Below are 16,464 nucleotides of genomic sequence, written 5' to 3' on the forward strand. Positions count from 1 at the left end.
ACCCCGTCACCCACCCGGCCCCATCCGTGGGACAGCGGCGCGAGCCCCGTGGTCGGGTGGGCGGATGGAGAACTCGCGCGGGAGCGGCACGCCCGGCGTGCTGCCCCCTGAGGTCTGGCGGGTGGGTGCCTGGTGCGCCGTCCTGCTGCTCGTCGCCGGGGTCGTCGGCGTCGGCGTGTGGATCGTCATCACCTTCAAGACCGCCGTCACCCCCGTTCTGCTCGCCATCCTCGGCACCGCGCTGCTCGGCCCGTTCTACCGGCGGCTCGTCGCGATGAGGATGCCGAAGTCCCTCGCCGCCGCGCTGACCTGTCTGGCCGTGGTCGCGGTCGTCGGCGGGGCCACGTACATCGTCGTCAGCGCGCTCATCGAGACCGGCGACCAGATCGTCAACTCGCTCAAGCAGGCCGGGCGGGATCTCAGCAAGCACCTCGGGGCGGCCGGGACGTCCCTGGACGATGTCGCGTCGAACGCGAAGAGCCTGCTCGGCAAGTTCGGCGGCACCGCCGCCTCCGGTGTGATCACCGGGCTGAGCGTCGTCGGTGAGCTGATCGCCACCGCCGTCCTCGCGCTGCTGCTGATCTTCTTCTTCCTCAAGGACTCCGACCGGGTCGCCGGGGCGCTGCGCTCGGTCACCCCGCGCCGTACCGGCGACATCGTCGAGGCGATGGCGCGGCGCGCGTACGGGGCGGTCGAGGGCTTCATGCGGGGGACGACGTTCATCGCGCTCATCGACGCGATCTGCATCACGGTGGGCCTGCTGATCCTGCGGGTGCCGGGCGCGGTCGGGCTCGGGGCGCTGGTGTTCGTGGGGGCGTACATCCCGTATCTCGGCGCCTTCCTGTCCGGCGCCGTCGCCGTGCTCGTGGCGCTGGCCGACCGGGGGGTGGTGATCGCGCTCTGGGCGCTGGGGGTCGTGCTGGCCGTACAGGTGCTGGAGGGGCATGTGCTCCAGCCGATGATCCAGAGCCGTACGGTGCAGATGCATCCGGCGGTCGTCATGCTCGCGATCACGGCGGGGGCGAGCGTGGCGGGCATCCTGGGGATGCTGCTGGCCGTACCGCTGACGGCGGCGGTGTTCGGGGTGATCGCGGAGATCCGGGAGCGGTACGAGGCGGCGGCCCCGTGACCGGGTCGGCGGCATCGCCCGAGGCGGCGTCTCGCGGCTCCGGCCGATGGCCGGTGACTCAGCCCGCGTCGCCGTTCTCGTAGATCTCGAACCACGTCGACTTCCCCTCCCCCCGCGGGTCCACCCCCCACGCGTCCGCCAGCATCTCCATCAGCACCAGTCCCCGCCCGCTCGACGCCAGCTCCCCCGGCCGTCGTTTGTGCGGCAGTTCGTCGCTCGCGTCCGCGACCTCCACCCGCAGCCGCCGCTTGCCGCGCTCCCCCGCCGCCTCGGCGATCAGCACCGCGTCGCCGTCGGTGTGGACGAGCACGTTGGTGGCCATCTCGGAGACCATCAGCACCGCCGAGTCGACCTGTTCCTCGTCCGCCCAGTCGTGCAGCAGGTCCTTCAACTGCTGCCGGGCGTCCGCGACCTGCTCCGGCTCGGCCTGGGAGATCGTCAGCACCGTACGGCGCGGCGGTCGCCGCGCGGGCGAGAAGTCCCGGGAGAGCAGCAGCAGCGCGATGTCGTCCTCGCGGCGGTCGGCGAGCGGGCCCGTCGTGTAGTGCGAGCTGGGCCCGTGCACCGCCGCGACCAGCGCGTCGGCGAGCTTCTCCAGCGACAGATCGGTGTTGTCCTCCAGTACGGGCCGCAGCCGTGTCCAGCCGCTCAGCATGTCGTGCCCGCCGGTCTCGATCAGCCCGTCGGTGCAGAGCATCAGGGTGTCGCCGGGCTCCAGGATCACCCGGCTCGTCGGATAGTTCGAGTCCGCCTCGATGCCCAGCGGCAGCCCGCCCGCCGTCTGCCGGATGAGCGCCGTGCCGTCCGCCGAGCGGATCACCGGGTCGGGGTGTCCGGCCCGTGCGATGTCGAGCGTGCCGTTGTCCGGGTCGACCTCCATGTACAGGCAGGTCGCGAAGCGCGGCACGGTGTAGTCGGAGTCCTCGCCCGGGTCGCTCTGGTCGGGGTGCGTGGGCCCCTCGGCGGTGGAGAACTCGTACATGCCGTGCAGGAACCGCGAGGCCCGCGACAGGACGGCGTCGGGCCGGTGCCCCTCGGCGGCGTACGCGCGCAGGGCGATCCGCAGCTGTCCCATCAGCCCCGCCGCCCGTACGTCGTGCCCCTGGACGTCCCCGATGACCAGCGCCACCTTGGCGCCGCCGGGCAGCGGGATGATGTCGTACCAGTCGCCGCCCACCTGGAGCCCGCCGCCGGTCGGCACATAGCGCGCGGCGACGCTCATCCCCGGGATCTCCGGCCCCAGCGTCGGCATCATCGAACGCTGGAGCCCCAGCGACAGCTCGCGCTCCGATTCGGCGACCTCGGCGCGCGCCAGCGCCTGGGCGAGCATCCTGGCGACCGTCGTCAGCACGGACCGCTCGTCCGGCGTGAATGTCACCGGGTTCTTGAAGGCGGCCATCCAGGCGCCCATCGTGCGGCCGGCGACGATCAGCGGCACATAGGCCCAGGACTGCCGGCCGAAGCCCTTCACGATCGACCAGGTGGCGGGGTAGCGGTCGTGGAACTCCTTGGCCGTCGGCAGATAGATGGCCCGGCCGGTCCGCACGACCTCGGCCGCCGGATAGTCCGTGTTCACGGACATGTCGGTGAAGGGCCCCTCGGCGCCGTCCGGGTTCCCGTGGTGCCCGATGATCGTCAGCCGCTCGCCGTCGACGCCGAAGACGGCGAGCCCGTCGGGGGAGAAGCCCGGCATCGACAGGGACGCCGCGACCCGCAGCACCTCGGCGGTGGAGCGCGCCTCGGCGAGTGCCCGGCCCGCGTCGAGCAGGAACGCCTCGCGTGAGCGCCGCCAGTCGCCGGCGACCGGGCTGCGGCCGGTCAGCGCGCCCGCCTGGGGTTCGACGATCTCCTGGAGGGTGCCGATCAGCTCGTAGTCCTCGCCGTACTCCCGGTGCGTGATCTGCGGCTTCGAGCGGGACCTGATGGTACGGAGCACCCGCCCCTCCTCGTCCACGACCCGCACCTGGGTCTCGGCGAGGGTCCCCTCGGCGACGGCGAGGCGTACGACGGCGTAGATCTCGTTCCAGTCGACGGGATGCAGGCGCGCGCGAGTGGCCGCCTCGCTGAGGACCGTGGGCTCGGCGGGCAGCCCGAGCAGCCGCGCCGCCTCCGCGTCGAGGGTGACGATCCCGGCCGCGTTGTCCCAGCGCCACAGACCGGTCGCGATCGCGGCCAGTACGTCCTCGGTGCGCATTGCACCACTTTAGACAGGTATGCGGGGTGAGTGCGGTGTCAAGGAGGCGTGCGGGTGGTCCGGCGACCACCGGGGCGGTCGCCGGTCGCCGGACCGTCCCCCGTATATACGGGGGAGGTGGCCTAGGCCGTGCCGGTAACCTGGTGCGGCCAAGCCCACCCGCCAAAAGCTAAGACTGGATGAACGACGATGCATCGGTACAGGTCCCACACCTGCGGCGAGCTCCGCGCCTCTGACGTCTCCACCGACGTCCGGCTGAGCGGCTGGCTGCACAATCGTCGAGACCTGGGCGGCATCCTCTTCATCGATCTCCGCGACCACTACGGTCTCGTCCAGCTCGTCGCCCGCCCCGGCACCCCCGCCAACGAGGAGCTGTCCAAGCTCACCAAGGAGACCGTCGTCCGTATCGACGGCAAGGTCTCCGCCCGCGGCGCGGACAACGTGAACCCGGAGCTGCCGACCGGCGAGATCGAGATCGAGGTCACCGAGGTCGAGATCCTCGGCGCCGCCGGACCGCTGCCGTTCACGATCAACACCGAGGACGGGGTCAACGAGGAGCGGCGGCTCGAATACCGCTTCCTGGACCTGCGCCGCGAGCGCATGCACCGCAACATCCTGCTGCGTACGGCCGTCATCTCCGCCATCCGGCACAAGATGACCGCGCTGGGCTTCAACGAGATGGCGACCCCGATCCTGACCGCGACGTCCCCCGAGGGCGCCCGCGACTTCGTGGTCCCCTCCCGGCTGAACCCGGGCAAGTTCTACGCGCTGCCGCAGGCCCCGCAGCAGTTCAAGCAGCTGCTGATGATCTCCGGCTTCGACCGCTACTTCCAGATCGCGCCCTGCTTCCGTGACGAGGACGCCCGCGCCGACCGCTCACCCGGCGAGTTCTACCAGCTCGACGTGGAGATGTCCTTCGTCGAGCAGGAGGACGTCTTCCGGCCGATCGAGAAGCTGATGACGGAGCTGTTCACCGAGTTCGGCAACGGGCGCGAGGTCACCTCGCCCTTCCCGCGGATCCCGTTCCGCGAGTCGATGCTCAAGTACGGCAACGACAAGCCGGACCTGCGGGCCAAGCTGGAGCTGGTCGACATCTCGGACGTCTTCGAGGGCTCCGAGTTCAAGGCGTTCGCGGGCAAGCACGTCCGCGCGCTGCCGGTGCCGGACACGGCCGGCCAGTCGCGGAAGTTCTTCGACGGCCTCGGTGACTACGCGGTCGAGCAGGGCGCCAAGGGCCTGGCGTGGGTGCGGGTCGGCGAGGACGGGACGCTGGCGGGGCCGATCGCCAAGTTCCTCACCGAGGACAACGTGAAGGTCCTCACCGAGCGCCTGTCGCTCGTGCCCGGCCACGCGATCTTCTTCGGCGCGGGCGAGTTCGACGAGGTCTCGAAGATCATGAGCGCGGTCCGCGTCGAGGCGGCCAAGCGGGCCGGTCACTTCGAGGAGGGCGTGTTCCGGTTCTGCTGGATCGTGGACTTCCCGATGTACGAGAAGGACGAGGACACCGGGAAGATCGACTTCTCGCACAACCCGTTCTCCATGCCCCAGGGCGGTCTTGAGGACCTGGAGACGAAGGACCCGCTGGACATTCTGGCGTGGCAGTACGACATCGTCTGCAACGGCATCGAGCTGTCGTCGGGCGCGATCAGGAACCACGAACCGGAGCTGATGCTCAAGGCGTTCGAGATCGCGGGCTACGACCGGGAGACCGTCGAGCACGAGTTCGCCGGCATGCTGCGCGCGTTCCGCCTCGGCGCCCCGCCGCACGGCGGCATCGCGCCGGGCGTCGACCGCATCGTGATGCTGCTCGCCGACGAGCCCAACATCCGCGAGACGATCGCCTTCCCGCTCAACGGCAACGCGCAGGACCTGATGATGGGCGCGCCGACGGAGCTGGACGAGACGCGGCTGCGCGAGCTGAACATCCAGCTGCGCAAGCCGGTCGCCAAGTAGGCACCCGCTCCGTGTAGGCACCCGCTCTGTTCGAAGGGCCCGGGATCGTACGTACGGTCCCGGGCCCTTCGCGTGGGTGCTCGTGGTGCTCGCCGTGCCCGGCGACCGGGCGACGCGTTGGACAGGGCGTCGGTGAACCGCCGACCGGTTCCCGGATCGTCGACGACGTACGCGACATGATCGCCGGTGCGCACCACTTGGCCCCCACGAGAGCTGAAAGGCCCCACATGTCTCACCGCGCACGGCCGCACGCAGTGGCCGCCCTCCTGCTCGCCACCGGTCTGCTGGCCGGCGCCTGCGCGGGCGGGCCCGGGTCCGGCGGAGGAGGACCGTCCGCCCCGACGGCGGTGGACGGCAAGGCGGTGACCGACGACGGGGGTGGCGAGGGAAGCGTCGACGCGCGCGGCGGTCTGGGCCGGGCCGTGCCCGACCCCCGGGCGGAGGGGCGGACCGTACGCCCGAGGGAGATCCCGTCGCTGGGCCCGAAGACCCGCGCCGCGATCCCCGACGACAGCCGCCAGGCGGTCGTGGTCACCGGCGACGCCCCGGACTCCAACCGGGCGATGCTGGTCCTCTACGAGCGCGATCCGGTGGAGGGCTGGCGGTCCGTCTCCGACCCGTGGCCCGCCCACAACGCGCTGAAGGGCTGGACCGACGACCACCGCCAGGGCGACCTCCGCAGTCCCATCGGTGTCTTCGGCCTGACGGACGCGGGCGGCCGGCTGCCCGACCCGGGGACGAGACTCCCGTACGACGAGGGCCCGGCCTTCACGATCGACGGTCTCGGCTTCGAGGGGGAGCGGCTGGCCGGGTCGTTCGACCATGTCGTCGCCATCAACTACAACCGCGCGCCGGGCACCACCCCACTGGACTGGACCCGCCCCCTGGGTGAGGACAAGGGCGGCGGCATCTGGATCCATGTGGACCACGGCGGCCCGACCCAGGGCTGTGTCTCGCTCCCGATCGCCCGGCTGACGGAGCTGATGCGCTGGCTGGACCCGGCGAAGCGCCCGCAGGTGGTGATGGGTGACGTGTCGGCGCTGGGGCGCTAGGGCGTGCCTTCGAAGTGGCGCCGTCCCGGCCGGTCATTTCTCGGCGAAACCGGAAGGGACGATGCGTAGTTTCTCCGCGATGTCCACCAGGGACCGCTGATCCGTCTCATTGAGTCGATCGAGGATGAGACGGCGTACCGAGCGGAGATGTGTGGGTGCCGCCGAGCGCACCATCGCGAAGCCGTCGTCGGTGAGTTCGGCCAGGGTGTAGCGGCCGTCTTCGGGATCGGGTGTCCGCTCGGCCCATCCCTGCCGTTCGAAGCGCTTGATGACGTTCGAGAGGCGGGAGAGCGACCCGCTGGCCAGGAAGGCCAGTTCACCCATGCGCAGCTTCCGCTGCGGAGCCTCGGACAAATGACTGAGCACGAGATATTCGAAGAGGGTGAGGCCGTGTTGGTTGCGCAAGGGGGATTCGAGTCTGCCCGGCAGAAGCAGAACGAGTGAGATCAGCCCCGTCCACGTTTCTTTTTCCTGGTCATCGAGCCACCGCGGTTCCTCGCCGTCCTCATCTCGGTCGTAGCCGTTCATGGAACCTCCCGATCCGGCAAAGAAATGTGCGCGACTTCACGCGTAAAGGTCCTTCGAAATCCCTGACGCACCTGGCGGAAATCCGGGGCCCGACGAGGAGAGTGTACCCCCCGGTACAATCCGGTCCTTGGGCACCGGAAAAGGCGTCGCCACCCGTCCGCGCATCATCGAGGCGGATACGGCCCAGGCCGTCGGGGGCGGGCTCAGGCAGGGACCTTTGAGAGCGCACCCACGATCTCGGCGACGCGGGTCTTGGCATCGCCGAAGAGCATCTGGGAATTCTCCCGGAAGAACAACGGGTTCTGGACACCGGCGTAGCCCACCGCCATCGAGCGCTTGAAGACCACCACGTTCCCGGCCTCCCACACCCGAAGCACGGGCATGCCCGCGATCGGCGAACTCGGGTCCTCGGTCGCCGCCGGATTGACCGTGTCGTTGGCGCCGATGACGAGCACGACGTCGGTGTCGGCGAGATCGTCGTTGATCTCGTCCATCTCCAGGACGATGTCGTACGGCACCTTGGCCTCGGCCAGCAGCACGTTCATATGGCCCGGCAGACGGCCGGCGACCGGGTGGATGGCGAACCGCACGTCCACACCCCTCTCCCGCAGCAGGCGGGTCAGCTCCGCGACCGGGTACTGCGCCTGCGCGACCGCCATGCCGTAGCCGGGGGTGATGACGACGGACGAGGCCGACAGCAGGAGGTCGGCGGTGTCACTCGCGGAGACCTCCCGGTGCTCGCCGTAGTCCCGGTCGTCCGACGGGTCGGCCTCGATCCCGAAGCCGCCGGCGATCACCGAGAAGAACGAGCGGTTCATCGCCTTGCACATGATGTAGGAGAGGTACGCGCCGGAGGAGCCGACCAGCGCTCCCGTGACGATCAGCAGGTCGTTCTCCAGCAGGAATCCCGACGCGGCGGCTGCCCAGCCGGAGTAGCTGTTGAGCATGGAGACGACGACGGGCATGTCACCGCCGCCGATGGAGGCCACCAGGTGCCAGCCCAGCACCATCGCCAGCACGGTGACCGCGATCAGCAGCCCGAGGCCGGGTTCGAGGACGTACGCCGCGGTGAGCGCCACGAAGGCGACCAGGGCGCCGATGTTGAGGATGTTCTTGCCCGGCAGAACCAGCGGGGCGGACTTCATCCGGGCGGAGAGCTTGAGGAAGGCCACGACGGAGCCGGTGAACGTGATCGCCCCGATGAAGACGCCGATGAACACCTCGGCCCGGTGGATGCCGTCGGCGTCCGGTCCGGCGTCGAGGTGACCGTTCCAGCCGATCAGCACCGCGGCCAGCCCCACGAAGGAGTGCAGCAGCGCGATCAGTTCGGGCATGCCGGTCATCTCCACGACCTTCGCGCGCCACAGCCCGATGACCGCCCCGACCGCGACGGCGGACAGCAGAACGACGACGGATGTGGCGTCGCCGGCGTCGACGACCCGCAGTACCGTCGCGGCGAGGGCGAGCGACATGCCCGCGACACCGTAGGCCCAGCCCTGGGAAGCGGTCTCGTGCTTGGAGAGTCCGGCGAGCGCCAGAATGAAGAGGAGGGCGGCGACCAGGTACGCCGCATCCGAGATCGAGAGGATGTCCACGTCGGTTCAGGCCTTCCGGAACATGGTGAGCATGCGGCGCGTGACGGCGAAGCCCCCGAAGATGTTGATCGAGGCGAGCAGCGTGGCCAGACCCGCGAGCACCAGGACCACGTTGTCGTTCACGGTCAGTTGAAGCAGCGCGCCCACCACGACGATCCCCGAGATCGCGTTGGTCACCGACATCAGCGGGGTGTGCAGGGCGTGGTGCACCTGCCCGATCACGTAGAAGCCGACCGCGACGGCCAGCGCCAGCACGGTGAAGTGCTGGGTGATCTGCGAGGGGGCGAAGGCGTTGAGCAGGAAGAGGGCGAGCGATCCGGCGCCCACGAGTGCCCGCTTGGCGCCGGGGGAGAGCTTCTTCTGCGCCTGCTGCGGCGGCGGGGCCGCGGGGGCGGCGGCAGGGGCCGCGGAGACCTGTACCGGGGGCGGGGGCCAGAGCACCTCGCCCCGGTGCACCACGGTCAGCCCGCGCTGCACGGCGTCATCGAGGTTCAGCGCGACCTGTCCGTCCTTGCCCGGGGCGAGCAGCTTCATCAGGTTGACCAGGTTGGCGCCGTACAGCTGTGAGGACTGCGCCGGCAGACGCGCGGGCAGATCGGTGTAACCGATGATGGTCACGCCGTTTCCGGTCGTGACGACCTGGTCCTTGACCGATCCCTCGACATTTCCGCCCTGACCGGCGGCCATGTCGACGACGACGCTCCCCGGCTTCATGGACGCGACGTCCGCGGCGGTGATCAGCCTCGGTGCCGGCCGCCCCGGTATCAGGGCCGTGGTGATGACGATGTCCACGTCCGCCGCCTGCTCGGAGTAGATCTCCGCGGCTCGCTTGTCGTACGCCTCGGACGTCGCCTTCGCGTACCCGTCGGTGGACTGCTCGACCTCGACGTCCACGGGGAGGTACTCACCGCCGAGCGACTTCACCTGGTCGGCGACCTCGGGGCGTGGATCCGTGGCACGGACGATCGCGCCCAGGGCGGCGGCCGAACCGATGGCGGCCAGGCCCGCCACACCGGCACCGGCGACGAGCACCTTGGCCGGGGGCACCTTTCCCGCCGCGGTCACCTGCCCGGTGAAGAAGCGTCCGAAGTGGTGCGCCGCCTCGATCACCGCGCGGTATCCGGCGATGTTGGCCTGGCTGGAGAGGATGTCCAGCGACTGCGCCCGGGAGATGCGCGGCACCGCGTCCATCGCGAAGGCGTCGACCTTGCGCGCGGCCAGCGCCGTGAGCAGCTCGCCGTTGGCGGCCGGGGCGAGCGGGGCGACCAGCATCGCCCCCTCGTTGAGCCGCTCCACCTCGGAGAGCGCGGGCGCGTTCACCCGGAAGACCAGGTCCGCGCCCCACGCGTCCGCGGCCGTACCGACGGTCGCGCCGACGTCGGCGTACGCCTCGTCGGTGAAGCTCGATCGCACTCCCGCCCCGGCTTCGATCACCACCTCGAAACCCAGGCCGGTCAACTGGCGTACGGTGGCGGGCGTGGCCGCCACCCGGGTCTCTCCCGGCTTGGTCTCTCGGGTCACTCCGATGCGCATCATGGGCTCTTCCGTCTGCTGAGTTCCACATAGCGGTTGCGGGGAAGCGTCCCCGAGGCGTCCCGACCGGTGCACAGTCGCCGCCGTCGTCCGTAGCTGACGCCCCGCGGCCGAGAGTCACGTTATGCGTGGCCCCTCCCCCGGACCAGAGTCCTGTCCGGCCTGGGATGTGGCAGGAGCCCCTCCGAGCCACGCCGCCCCGCTCTCCCGGTCCTGTCCCGGATCGAGGGGCGGCGCCGCCGCGCCGCCCCTCGGAGCTTCCGTACGGTCTACCAGGCCAGCGGGCCGTTCTCGTCCTGAAGCGTTCCGGTCGGACCGTCCGCGCCCGGGGTCGCGAATCCCACGACGACCTTGGCGCTCTCCTGCGCGGAGCGCCCGATGCCGAAGTCGGCGGTCATGTCGGTGGCGGTGGTGCCGGGCTCGACCGCGTTGAACTTGATGTCCGGCTGGGCCTTGGCGTACTGGACCGTCAGCATGGTGACCGCCGTCTTCGACGCGGAGTACAGCGGCAGGGGCAGGTTGAACTCCGGCCGGTCGGGGTTGTTCACCGCCCAGAACGAGCCGGCGCTGCTGGAGACGTTGACCACGACGGGGTTCGAGGATTCGCGCAGCAGGGGGAGCGCCGCCTCGGTGACCCGCACGATGCCGACCACGTTGGTGTCGAAGACGTGGAGGGCCGAGGGGCCGTCCAGGGGTACGTTGCCCAGGATGCCCGCGTTGTTCACCAGGACGTCGAGCCGGCCCTCGGCCGAGCGGATCGTCGCCAGCGCGCTGTTCACCGACGCGTCGTCGGTCACGTCCAGCCGCACGAACCGCGCGCCGAGCGTCGCCGCGGCCTTCTCGCCTCGCTCCGCGTCACGCGCGCCGAGGTAGACGACGTGGCCCAGCTCCAGAAGCTGCTTCGCCGTCTCGTAACCGATGCCCTTGTTGGCGCCGGTGATCAGTGTGACCGTCATGGGTCTTTCTCTCTCGATAGGCGGCCCGGACGGGCCGTCGAAAAGTGGGGCGGGGCTTCCGGGGGCGTCGAACGCGGTGCGTCCGGCGCCCCCGGTCCGGGGACCGGTCGGTCAGCTGGTCAGCTGCCGACGCATCTCCTCGGCGTCGTGAAGGGCCGTCATGTGCACGAATCGGCCGTCGCGGACCTGGTAGATGGCGTGCTCGACGATCTCGAACGAGGCGCCGGTGGGGGCGACCCCGAGCCATTCCTTCACCGGAGTACCGGTGTTGATGAGACGGGCGGCCAGCCGGTCACCGTCGAAGAGCAGTTCCTTCACCTCCCAGTGAAGGTCCGGGACCGCGTCGACGTCGTGCCTCTGTACCGCGAGGAGGTCGTCCCGGGTGGCCGGTTCGCCGTTGAGCGTGGTCCGGTCGTTGATGAACTCGTCCATACCGTCGAACTCATGGGCGTTGAGCGCCTTGATATAACGCTCGTAGAAAGCCCGTAGATCATTGTTGGACATGGAATATCCCTTCTGCGTGCCGGACTTTCGATGGGAGTGCTGTCGGATGGTGACCGCGCCTCAGATCTGGTTCAGTCCGCCGTCGACGTACAGGCTCGAACCGGTGATGAAGCTGCTCTCTCCCGAGGCGAGGAACGCCACGGCGGCAGCGATCTCCTCCGGGCGCCCGATCCGGCCGAGCGGCACACGCTCCGCCAGCACCCGCTTGAACTGCTCCGGGTCGGGGGTGAGCGCTGAGACGGCCGGGGTGTCCGTCGGGCCCGGGGTGACGGTGTTGACCCGGATGCCGCGCCCTTTGAGTTCATTGGCCCAGGTGCGGCAGAGCGATCGGATGGCGGCCTTGGTCGCGGCGTACACGCCGAGGCCCGCGTCACCGACGTCCTCGTTCGTGGAGCCGTTCAGGATGACGGAGGCGCCTTCGCCGAGGAGGGGCAGCGCTTTCTGAACGGTGAAGAGCGTGCCCCGTACGTTGACCCCGAAGTGAGCGTCGAAGTGATCCTCGGTGACTTCTTCGAGCGGCAGCCGCGAGGCGGAGGAGACGTTCGCGAACAGGACGTCCAGGCGGTGTCCCCGGCCGCGGATCGTCTCGTAGAGCCGGTCCAGGTCGGCCAGGTTCGCGATGTCGCCGGTCACGCCGTAAGCGGCTGACCCGATCTTCTCGACAGCGGCGTCGAGTTCGGCCCGGCGCCGGCCGGTGATGTACACATACGCGCCCTCGGCCGCGAGCCGCTCGGCACTGGCGAGTCCTATGCCGGCACTGCCCCCGGTGACGAGTGCGGTCTTTCCCTCAAGCAGTCCCATGGGGAACGTCACCCTTCAACTTCTGCATCGATCGCTACGGAAGGGAACCCTAGCACTTCCGCATCGATCGCTACGGAAAGGGTAGGCTGCGGGGGTGGAGACGATACGAAAGGGCCCGACAGGCCGACCGAGAGGCTTCGACGCCGACGCGGCTCTGGATCGCGCCATGCTGGTGTTCTGGGAGCACGGCTACGAGGGCACCAGCATGGCCACCCTGACCGGGGCGATGGGCATTTCCACCACCAGCCTGTACGCGGCCTTCGGCAACAAGCAGGAGCTGTTCCGCAAGGTCCTGGAGCGCTACGACGGCGGCCCCAGCGACTATCTGCACCGGGCCCTGGAGGAGCCCACCGCCCTCGGCGTCGCCACGGCGATCCTTACCGGAACCGTCCGGACCACCACCGGACCGGCCCACCCCCAGGGCTGCCTGGGGGTACAGGGCGCGCTGGTCGCCGGCGACTCCGGCCGGGAGGTGCGCGACCTCCTCATCGCCTGGCGCAACGACGGACACGCGCACGTGGAGGAGCGGTTCCGGCGAGCCGTCGACGAGGGCGACCTCCCGCCGGAGGCCGATCCCGCGCTGCTGGCCCGCTATGTCATCACCCTGGCGCACGGTGTCGCCGTGCAGGCCGCGAGCAATGTCTGCCGCGACGAGCTCCAGGAGATGATCGACGCCGCCCTGCGCAAGTGGCCGCCGGCCTGAGGGCTGCCAGGCTCGGTCGCGGCCGATCACGCGCGGCCGAGGACGTGGAGCGGGGTCGGACTGCGGGTGCCCCGGGCGTCTGCCGCGCAGTCGCCCGGGGCGGGGTCCGTGCCGGTGGTCAGGGGATGAGCAGCAGCTTCCCGGTGGTCGTGCGCGACTCGATGTCCTGATGGGCCCTCGCCGCCTCCGCCAGCGGGTAGCGGCCACTGATACGGACGACCAGCTCTCCCTTCTCGACGAGCGAGAACAACTCGGCCGTGCGCGCCCTCAGCTCTTCGGGCGTGCGGATGTGATCCTCGGTCACGCCGTAGGTGAGGCGGGTACTGCGGGGAATCTCGTTCATCTTGATGGTGGGCACGTCGCCGATCAGGGGCCCGTAGTACACGAAGGTGCCGTGCGTGCGCAGCACTTGGAGCGAGGCGTCGAAGGTCGTGGCCCCCGCACCGTCGAACACCACGTGCACGCCCTTGCCGTCGGTGAGCTTCCGCACCGGTTCGAGGAACGCGCCACCGGTCGACACCAGGACGTGATCGGCGCCGGCGGCGGTGGCTGTCTCGACCTTCTCCGGTCGCGACACCAGGCCGATCACGGTGCCGCCGCGGGACTTGACGATCTGGGTGAGCATCATCCCGACACCGCCCGCGGCGGCGTGCACCAGTGCGATCTCCCCCTCCCGCACCGGATGGGACACCGTGGCGAAGTGGTGCGCGGACAGGCCCTGCAACAGCAGGGCGGCGGCCGTCTCGTCGTCGACGGCGTCGGGCACCGTGACGAGACCCGTGGCCGGAATCACGATCTGCTCCGCGTAGCTGCTGTGGGTGTTGATCGTCAGCCACGCGACCCGGTCACCCGGCGCGAAGTCGAGCACGCCTTCACCGGTCTCCGCCACCACACCGGCGCCTTCGGCACCCGGCACCTCGGCGAGTGCCTGCCTGCGGATCGCGGTGTCGAAGAAATTCACCCCCACCGCGCGGACGTTCACCAGAACTTCTCCGGGACCCGGACGGGGCTCGGGCCGCTCCCGCAACCGCAGCACCTCGGGTCCGCCTGCTTGTTCAACAACGATCGCTCTCATGGGACGCGACAGTAGGCACGAGAAAATGTACCCGCGAGTACATTTTTCCGCCGGGGAGCCGCGCGGCATGCTAGTGTGTGACTACAAGCTTGAAGTCAAGCGTGAAGTCAAGCGTGAAGTAACTTTCCGAGAGGAATCGATCACGATGAGCGACCTGACCTTCCACGTGACTCCCGGGTACGGCGAAACCCTGCACAAGGCACTCGGCTACAGCCAGGCCGTCCGGGTCGGTGACCGCGTCGAGACGTCCGGGCAGGGCGGCTGGGACGACGACCTCAACATTCCCGACAGCATCGAGGAGGAGATCGTCCAGGCATTCGACAACGTCGAGCGGACGCTCGCGACCTGCGGAGCGACGTGGCGGGATGTCATCCACGTCAACTCGTACCACAAGGTGCCGCAGGGCCAGGACGTCATCGCGCAGGACCACAACGACGTGATGGCGGCGCAGTTCCGCGCGCGCCTGGGCGGTCGCGCCCCGGTCTGGACCCAGACGGGCGTCACCGTGCTCGGACTGTCCGCCATGCGGATCGAGATCCGCGTCACCGCCGTCATCGGCGACGAACGCTGACCGAACCGCTCCTCGAACCCGGCGCCGGGGACAGGCGGGAGCGAAAATGCGCCGGGCCATGTGCCGGGCCTTTTCCTCCGGTCGCGGCGAGCGTCGCCGGGGAATGCAAACATTCGACATTCTTTTCCCAAGCTTTTCGCACGGGCCCACCCGTGGGAAGAAAGGGAATCGGTCCGGAGGCGGGCACTTTTAAGGCAGTCATGCGTCGGTTCGTTACACTCGCAAGAGAATGAAACGGCCAGGGTTCATTTTCTTGAGTCGCCCTGCCGGCGAATAGGCCGAACCGGCCGGGGCGACTGATCTGGACTCGCCCGGCATGTCATGTCAGTGCATACAGCAGGAGTTGACTCGTGGCTGACGCCGCCAGCGTATTCGACGGACTCGTGGCCGCCCGGCCTCCCGTGGACACGCACATCGCTTTCGACACCGCCTGTGTGCTGGGAGGGAGTGTGGCCGGGCTCATGGCGGCCCGGGTCCTGTCCGATCACGCGCGCCAGGTCGTCATCGTCGAACGGGACGAGCTGCCCTTCGCGTCCGTGCCGAGGCCGGGGACACCGCAGGATCAGTACCTTCACTCGTTGCTGCCCGCCTGTCTGATCTGGCTGGACGGATGGCTGCCGGGTTTTTCCGACGAGGCGCGGGGTCTGGGCGCCGTCAGCGGTGAAGGGTTCGTCTCGGTGGACGGCCTGCTCAAGCCGCCGTTGAAGAACACGTCGGCCCTGCTTCTGGGAACCCGGCCGTTCCTGGAGGGTCGTATACGCGCGCGCGTGCTGGCTCTTCCCAACGTGACGGTGCTACGGGGACTGGCCCGGGGGATTCGCTGTGAACAGGGCGCGGTCACCGGAGTGACCTACGCGGAGGGCCAGGGAGCGGGCACCGTCCGGACGCTGGCGGCGGACTTCGTCGTCGACGCCATGGGCCGTCCGAGCCGTATGGCCGAATGGGTGTCCGCGGAGGGCTTCGACAAGCCGCCGCTGGAACGGCTGGTGCTGCCGATCAACTACTCCGCCGCCCGCTTCGCCCGCGATGAGCGGTCGGAGGACCTCGACCTGGCCATCGGGCTGAGCGTGTACACGCCTCAGCACGTGGTCGACGGTGTGTCGGCCGCCGCGGTGAACGCCGTGGAGGACGATCAATGGCAAGTGCTGCTGGGCGGCTACGGCGAGGACCGACCGGGCTCGACTCTCGACGCGTTCCGGGCGACGGCCGCCAAACTCCATCCGCTGTACGGTCGGGCGACGAGTGGCGCCGTCACCCGCGACGTCATGACGTTCCGCCACTCGGACAGCCGACGGCGTGACTTCACCGGTCTGAGCGACTACCCGGCGCGACTGGTGAGTACGGGTGACGCGGTGGCGTCCTTCAACCCGATCTACGGCCAGGGCATGAGCGCCGCCGCCCTGCACGCCTCCGCGCTCTCGGCCTACCTCCTGTCCGGCCCGGACCCCTCCGCCGCGGCGACCGACTTCTTCGAATTGCAGAAGGTGGTGACCGACGCCGTCTGGACCACCTCGGCCGGCCCCGACGCCGCCCGGCTCGACGCGATCAACCAGGCGACGGTGTCCGAGGAGGTCCGCCGGGCGCGCTGGGTGGGCGAGCAGATCCAGCGGGCGAGCATGGTGGACGCCGACATCGACATAGAGACGCGCCGGGTCGCCTACCTGCTCAAACACCCCTCCACCCTGGCCGACCCGGAACTCCTGGAGCGGGCGATGGCCGTCAACGCGGACGCCGCCTCACCGCCCGGTCCGGGCGTGGCGGGCGGCTGACAGCGAGACGTTCGTGGCCGTACCGGAGCCGCACACCACCACGGCCCGACCGGAGCTGGAGCGCTGCCGCACGCCACCTCGGGGGCGGCCTGCGCGCCAGG

At 69.7% G+C, this 16,464-nt stretch carries 14 protein-coding genes; 6 read left to right on the forward strand and 8 right to left on the reverse strand.

What is annotated here, in order from left to right; genetic code table 11:
- The first annotated feature begins 64 nt into the window (after positions 1–64).
- Positions 65–1,129, forward strand: a complete 1,065-nt coding sequence (locus tag ACFYNU_RS22265; RefSeq protein ID WP_356591098.1) for an AI-2E family transporter — start codon at positions 65–67, stop codon at positions 1,127–1,129.
- A 58-nt stretch (positions 1,130–1,187) separates the two neighbouring features.
- On the opposite strand, the gene ACFYNU_RS22270 is transcribed toward ACFYNU_RS22265, so the two are convergent.
- Positions 1,188–3,323, reverse strand: coding sequence for a SpoIIE family protein phosphatase (locus ACFYNU_RS22270; protein ID WP_356591096.1), 2,136 nt, complete (start codon positions 3,321–3,323; stop codon positions 1,188–1,190).
- A gap of 189 nt (positions 3,324–3,512) precedes the next feature.
- Between ACFYNU_RS22270 and aspS the strand changes: the two genes are divergently transcribed.
- The gene (gene aspS, locus ACFYNU_RS22275; protein WP_356591094.1) at positions 3,513–5,276 is read left to right on the forward strand and encodes an aspartate--tRNA ligase; all 1,764 of its coding nucleotides are present in this window, start codon (positions 3,513–3,515) and stop codon (positions 5,274–5,276) included.
- Positions 5,277–5,503: 227 nt separating this feature from the next.
- The gene (locus tag ACFYNU_RS22280; protein ID WP_356591092.1) at positions 5,504–6,328 is read left to right on the forward strand and encodes a hypothetical protein; all 825 of its coding nucleotides are present in this window, start codon (positions 5,504–5,506) and stop codon (positions 6,326–6,328) included.
- Between the two features lie 33 nt (positions 6,329–6,361).
- Here the strand turns inward: ACFYNU_RS22280 and ACFYNU_RS22285 are convergent, their stop codons facing one another.
- The 6 genes from ACFYNU_RS22285 to ACFYNU_RS22310 all read right to left on the reverse strand — a co-directional run bounded on the left by ACFYNU_RS22285 (position 6,362) and on the right by ACFYNU_RS22310 (position 12,245).
- On the reverse strand, positions 6,362–6,856 hold the full coding sequence (locus ACFYNU_RS22285) for a MarR family transcriptional regulator (protein ID WP_356591090.1): 495 nt from the start codon (positions 6,854–6,856) through the stop codon (positions 6,362–6,364).
- Positions 6,857–7,059: 203 nt separating this feature from the next.
- Positions 7,060–8,451, reverse strand: coding sequence for a Re/Si-specific NAD(P)(+) transhydrogenase subunit beta (pntB, locus tag ACFYNU_RS22290; protein ID WP_356591088.1), 1,392 nt, complete (start codon positions 8,449–8,451; stop codon positions 7,060–7,062).
- 6 nt (positions 8,452–8,457) lie between these two features.
- On the reverse strand, positions 8,458–9,987 hold the full coding sequence (locus ACFYNU_RS22295; RefSeq protein ID WP_356591086.1) for a Re/Si-specific NAD(P)(+) transhydrogenase subunit alpha: 1,530 nt from the start codon (positions 9,985–9,987) through the stop codon (positions 8,458–8,460).
- A 266-nt stretch (positions 9,988–10,253) separates the two neighbouring features.
- On the reverse strand, positions 10,254–10,940 hold the full coding sequence (locus ACFYNU_RS22300) for an SDR family NAD(P)-dependent oxidoreductase (protein WP_356591084.1): 687 nt from the start codon (positions 10,938–10,940) through the stop codon (positions 10,254–10,256).
- A 111-nt stretch (positions 10,941–11,051) separates the two neighbouring features.
- Complete coding sequence (locus ACFYNU_RS22305; RefSeq protein WP_356591082.1) at positions 11,052–11,444, reverse strand: ester cyclase; 393 nt, start codon at positions 11,442–11,444, stop codon at positions 11,052–11,054.
- Positions 11,445–11,504: 60 nt separating this feature from the next.
- On the reverse strand, positions 11,505–12,245 hold the full coding sequence (locus ACFYNU_RS22310) for an SDR family oxidoreductase (protein ID WP_356591080.1): 741 nt from the start codon (positions 12,243–12,245) through the stop codon (positions 11,505–11,507).
- Positions 12,246–12,339: 94 nt separating this feature from the next.
- On the opposite strand from ACFYNU_RS22310, the gene ACFYNU_RS22315 reads away from it, so the two are divergent.
- Positions 12,340–12,948 (forward strand): TetR/AcrR family transcriptional regulator, encoded by a 609-nt coding sequence (locus ACFYNU_RS22315; RefSeq protein WP_356591078.1) that lies wholly within the window; start codon positions 12,340–12,342, stop codon positions 12,946–12,948.
- Positions 12,949–13,066: 118 nt separating this feature from the next.
- Here the strand turns inward: ACFYNU_RS22315 and ACFYNU_RS22320 are convergent, their stop codons facing one another.
- A complete protein-coding gene (locus ACFYNU_RS22320; RefSeq protein WP_356591076.1) occupies positions 13,067–14,023 on the reverse strand; it encodes a quinone oxidoreductase in 957 nt (318 codons plus the stop codon).
- A 145-nt stretch (positions 14,024–14,168) separates the two neighbouring features.
- Between ACFYNU_RS22320 and ACFYNU_RS22325 the strand changes: the two genes are divergently transcribed.
- On the forward strand, positions 14,169–14,594 hold the full coding sequence (locus ACFYNU_RS22325) for a Rid family hydrolase (protein WP_356591074.1): 426 nt from the start codon (positions 14,169–14,171) through the stop codon (positions 14,592–14,594).
- A 350-nt stretch (positions 14,595–14,944) separates the two neighbouring features.
- Positions 14,945–16,363 carry a hydroxylase gene (locus ACFYNU_RS22330; protein WP_356591072.1) on the forward strand — a complete coding sequence of 473 codons (1,419 nt, stop codon included), beginning with the start codon at positions 14,945–14,947 and terminating at the stop codon, positions 16,361–16,363.
- The last annotated feature ends 101 nt before the right edge of the window (positions 16,364–16,464 follow it).

This window comes from Streptomyces sp. NPDC006643, assembly GCF_042870175.1.
Classification (GTDB): domain Bacteria; phylum Actinomycetota; class Actinomycetes; order Streptomycetales; family Streptomycetaceae; genus Streptomyces.

Excerpts from the sequence above, each read along its gene's own strand:
- ACFYNU_RS22265 (WP_356591098.1), top strand. The coding sequence starts at position 65 with ATGGAGAACTCGCGCGGGAGCGGCACGCCCGGCGTGCTGCCCCCTGAG.
- ACFYNU_RS22270 (WP_356591096.1), bottom strand. The coding sequence starts at position 3,323 with ATGCGCACCGAGGACGTACTGGCCGCGATCGCGACCGGTCTGTGGCGC.
- aspS (WP_356591094.1), top strand. The coding sequence starts at position 3,513 with ATGCATCGGTACAGGTCCCACACCTGCGGCGAGCTCCGCGCCTCTGAC.
- ACFYNU_RS22280 (WP_356591092.1), top strand. The coding sequence starts at position 5,504 with ATGTCTCACCGCGCACGGCCGCACGCAGTGGCCGCCCTCCTGCTCGCC.
- ACFYNU_RS22285 (WP_356591090.1), bottom strand. The coding sequence starts at position 6,856 with ATGAACGGCTACGACCGAGATGAGGACGGCGAGGAACCGCGGTGGCTC.
- ACFYNU_RS22295 (WP_356591086.1), bottom strand. The coding sequence starts at position 9,987 with ATGATGCGCATCGGAGTGACCCGAGAGACCAAGCCGGGAGAGACCCGG.
- ACFYNU_RS22300 (WP_356591084.1), bottom strand. The coding sequence starts at position 10,940 with ATGACGGTCACACTGATCACCGGCGCCAACAAGGGCATCGGTTACGAG.
- ACFYNU_RS22305 (WP_356591082.1), bottom strand. The coding sequence starts at position 11,444 with ATGTCCAACAATGATCTACGGGCTTTCTACGAGCGTTATATCAAGGCG.
- ACFYNU_RS22310 (WP_356591080.1), bottom strand. The coding sequence starts at position 12,245 with ATGGGACTGCTTGAGGGAAAGACCGCACTCGTCACCGGGGGCAGTGCC.
- ACFYNU_RS22320 (WP_356591076.1), bottom strand. The coding sequence starts at position 14,023 with ATGAGAGCGATCGTTGTTGAACAAGCAGGCGGACCCGAGGTGCTGCGG.
- ACFYNU_RS22325 (WP_356591074.1), top strand. The coding sequence starts at position 14,169 with ATGAGCGACCTGACCTTCCACGTGACTCCCGGGTACGGCGAAACCCTG.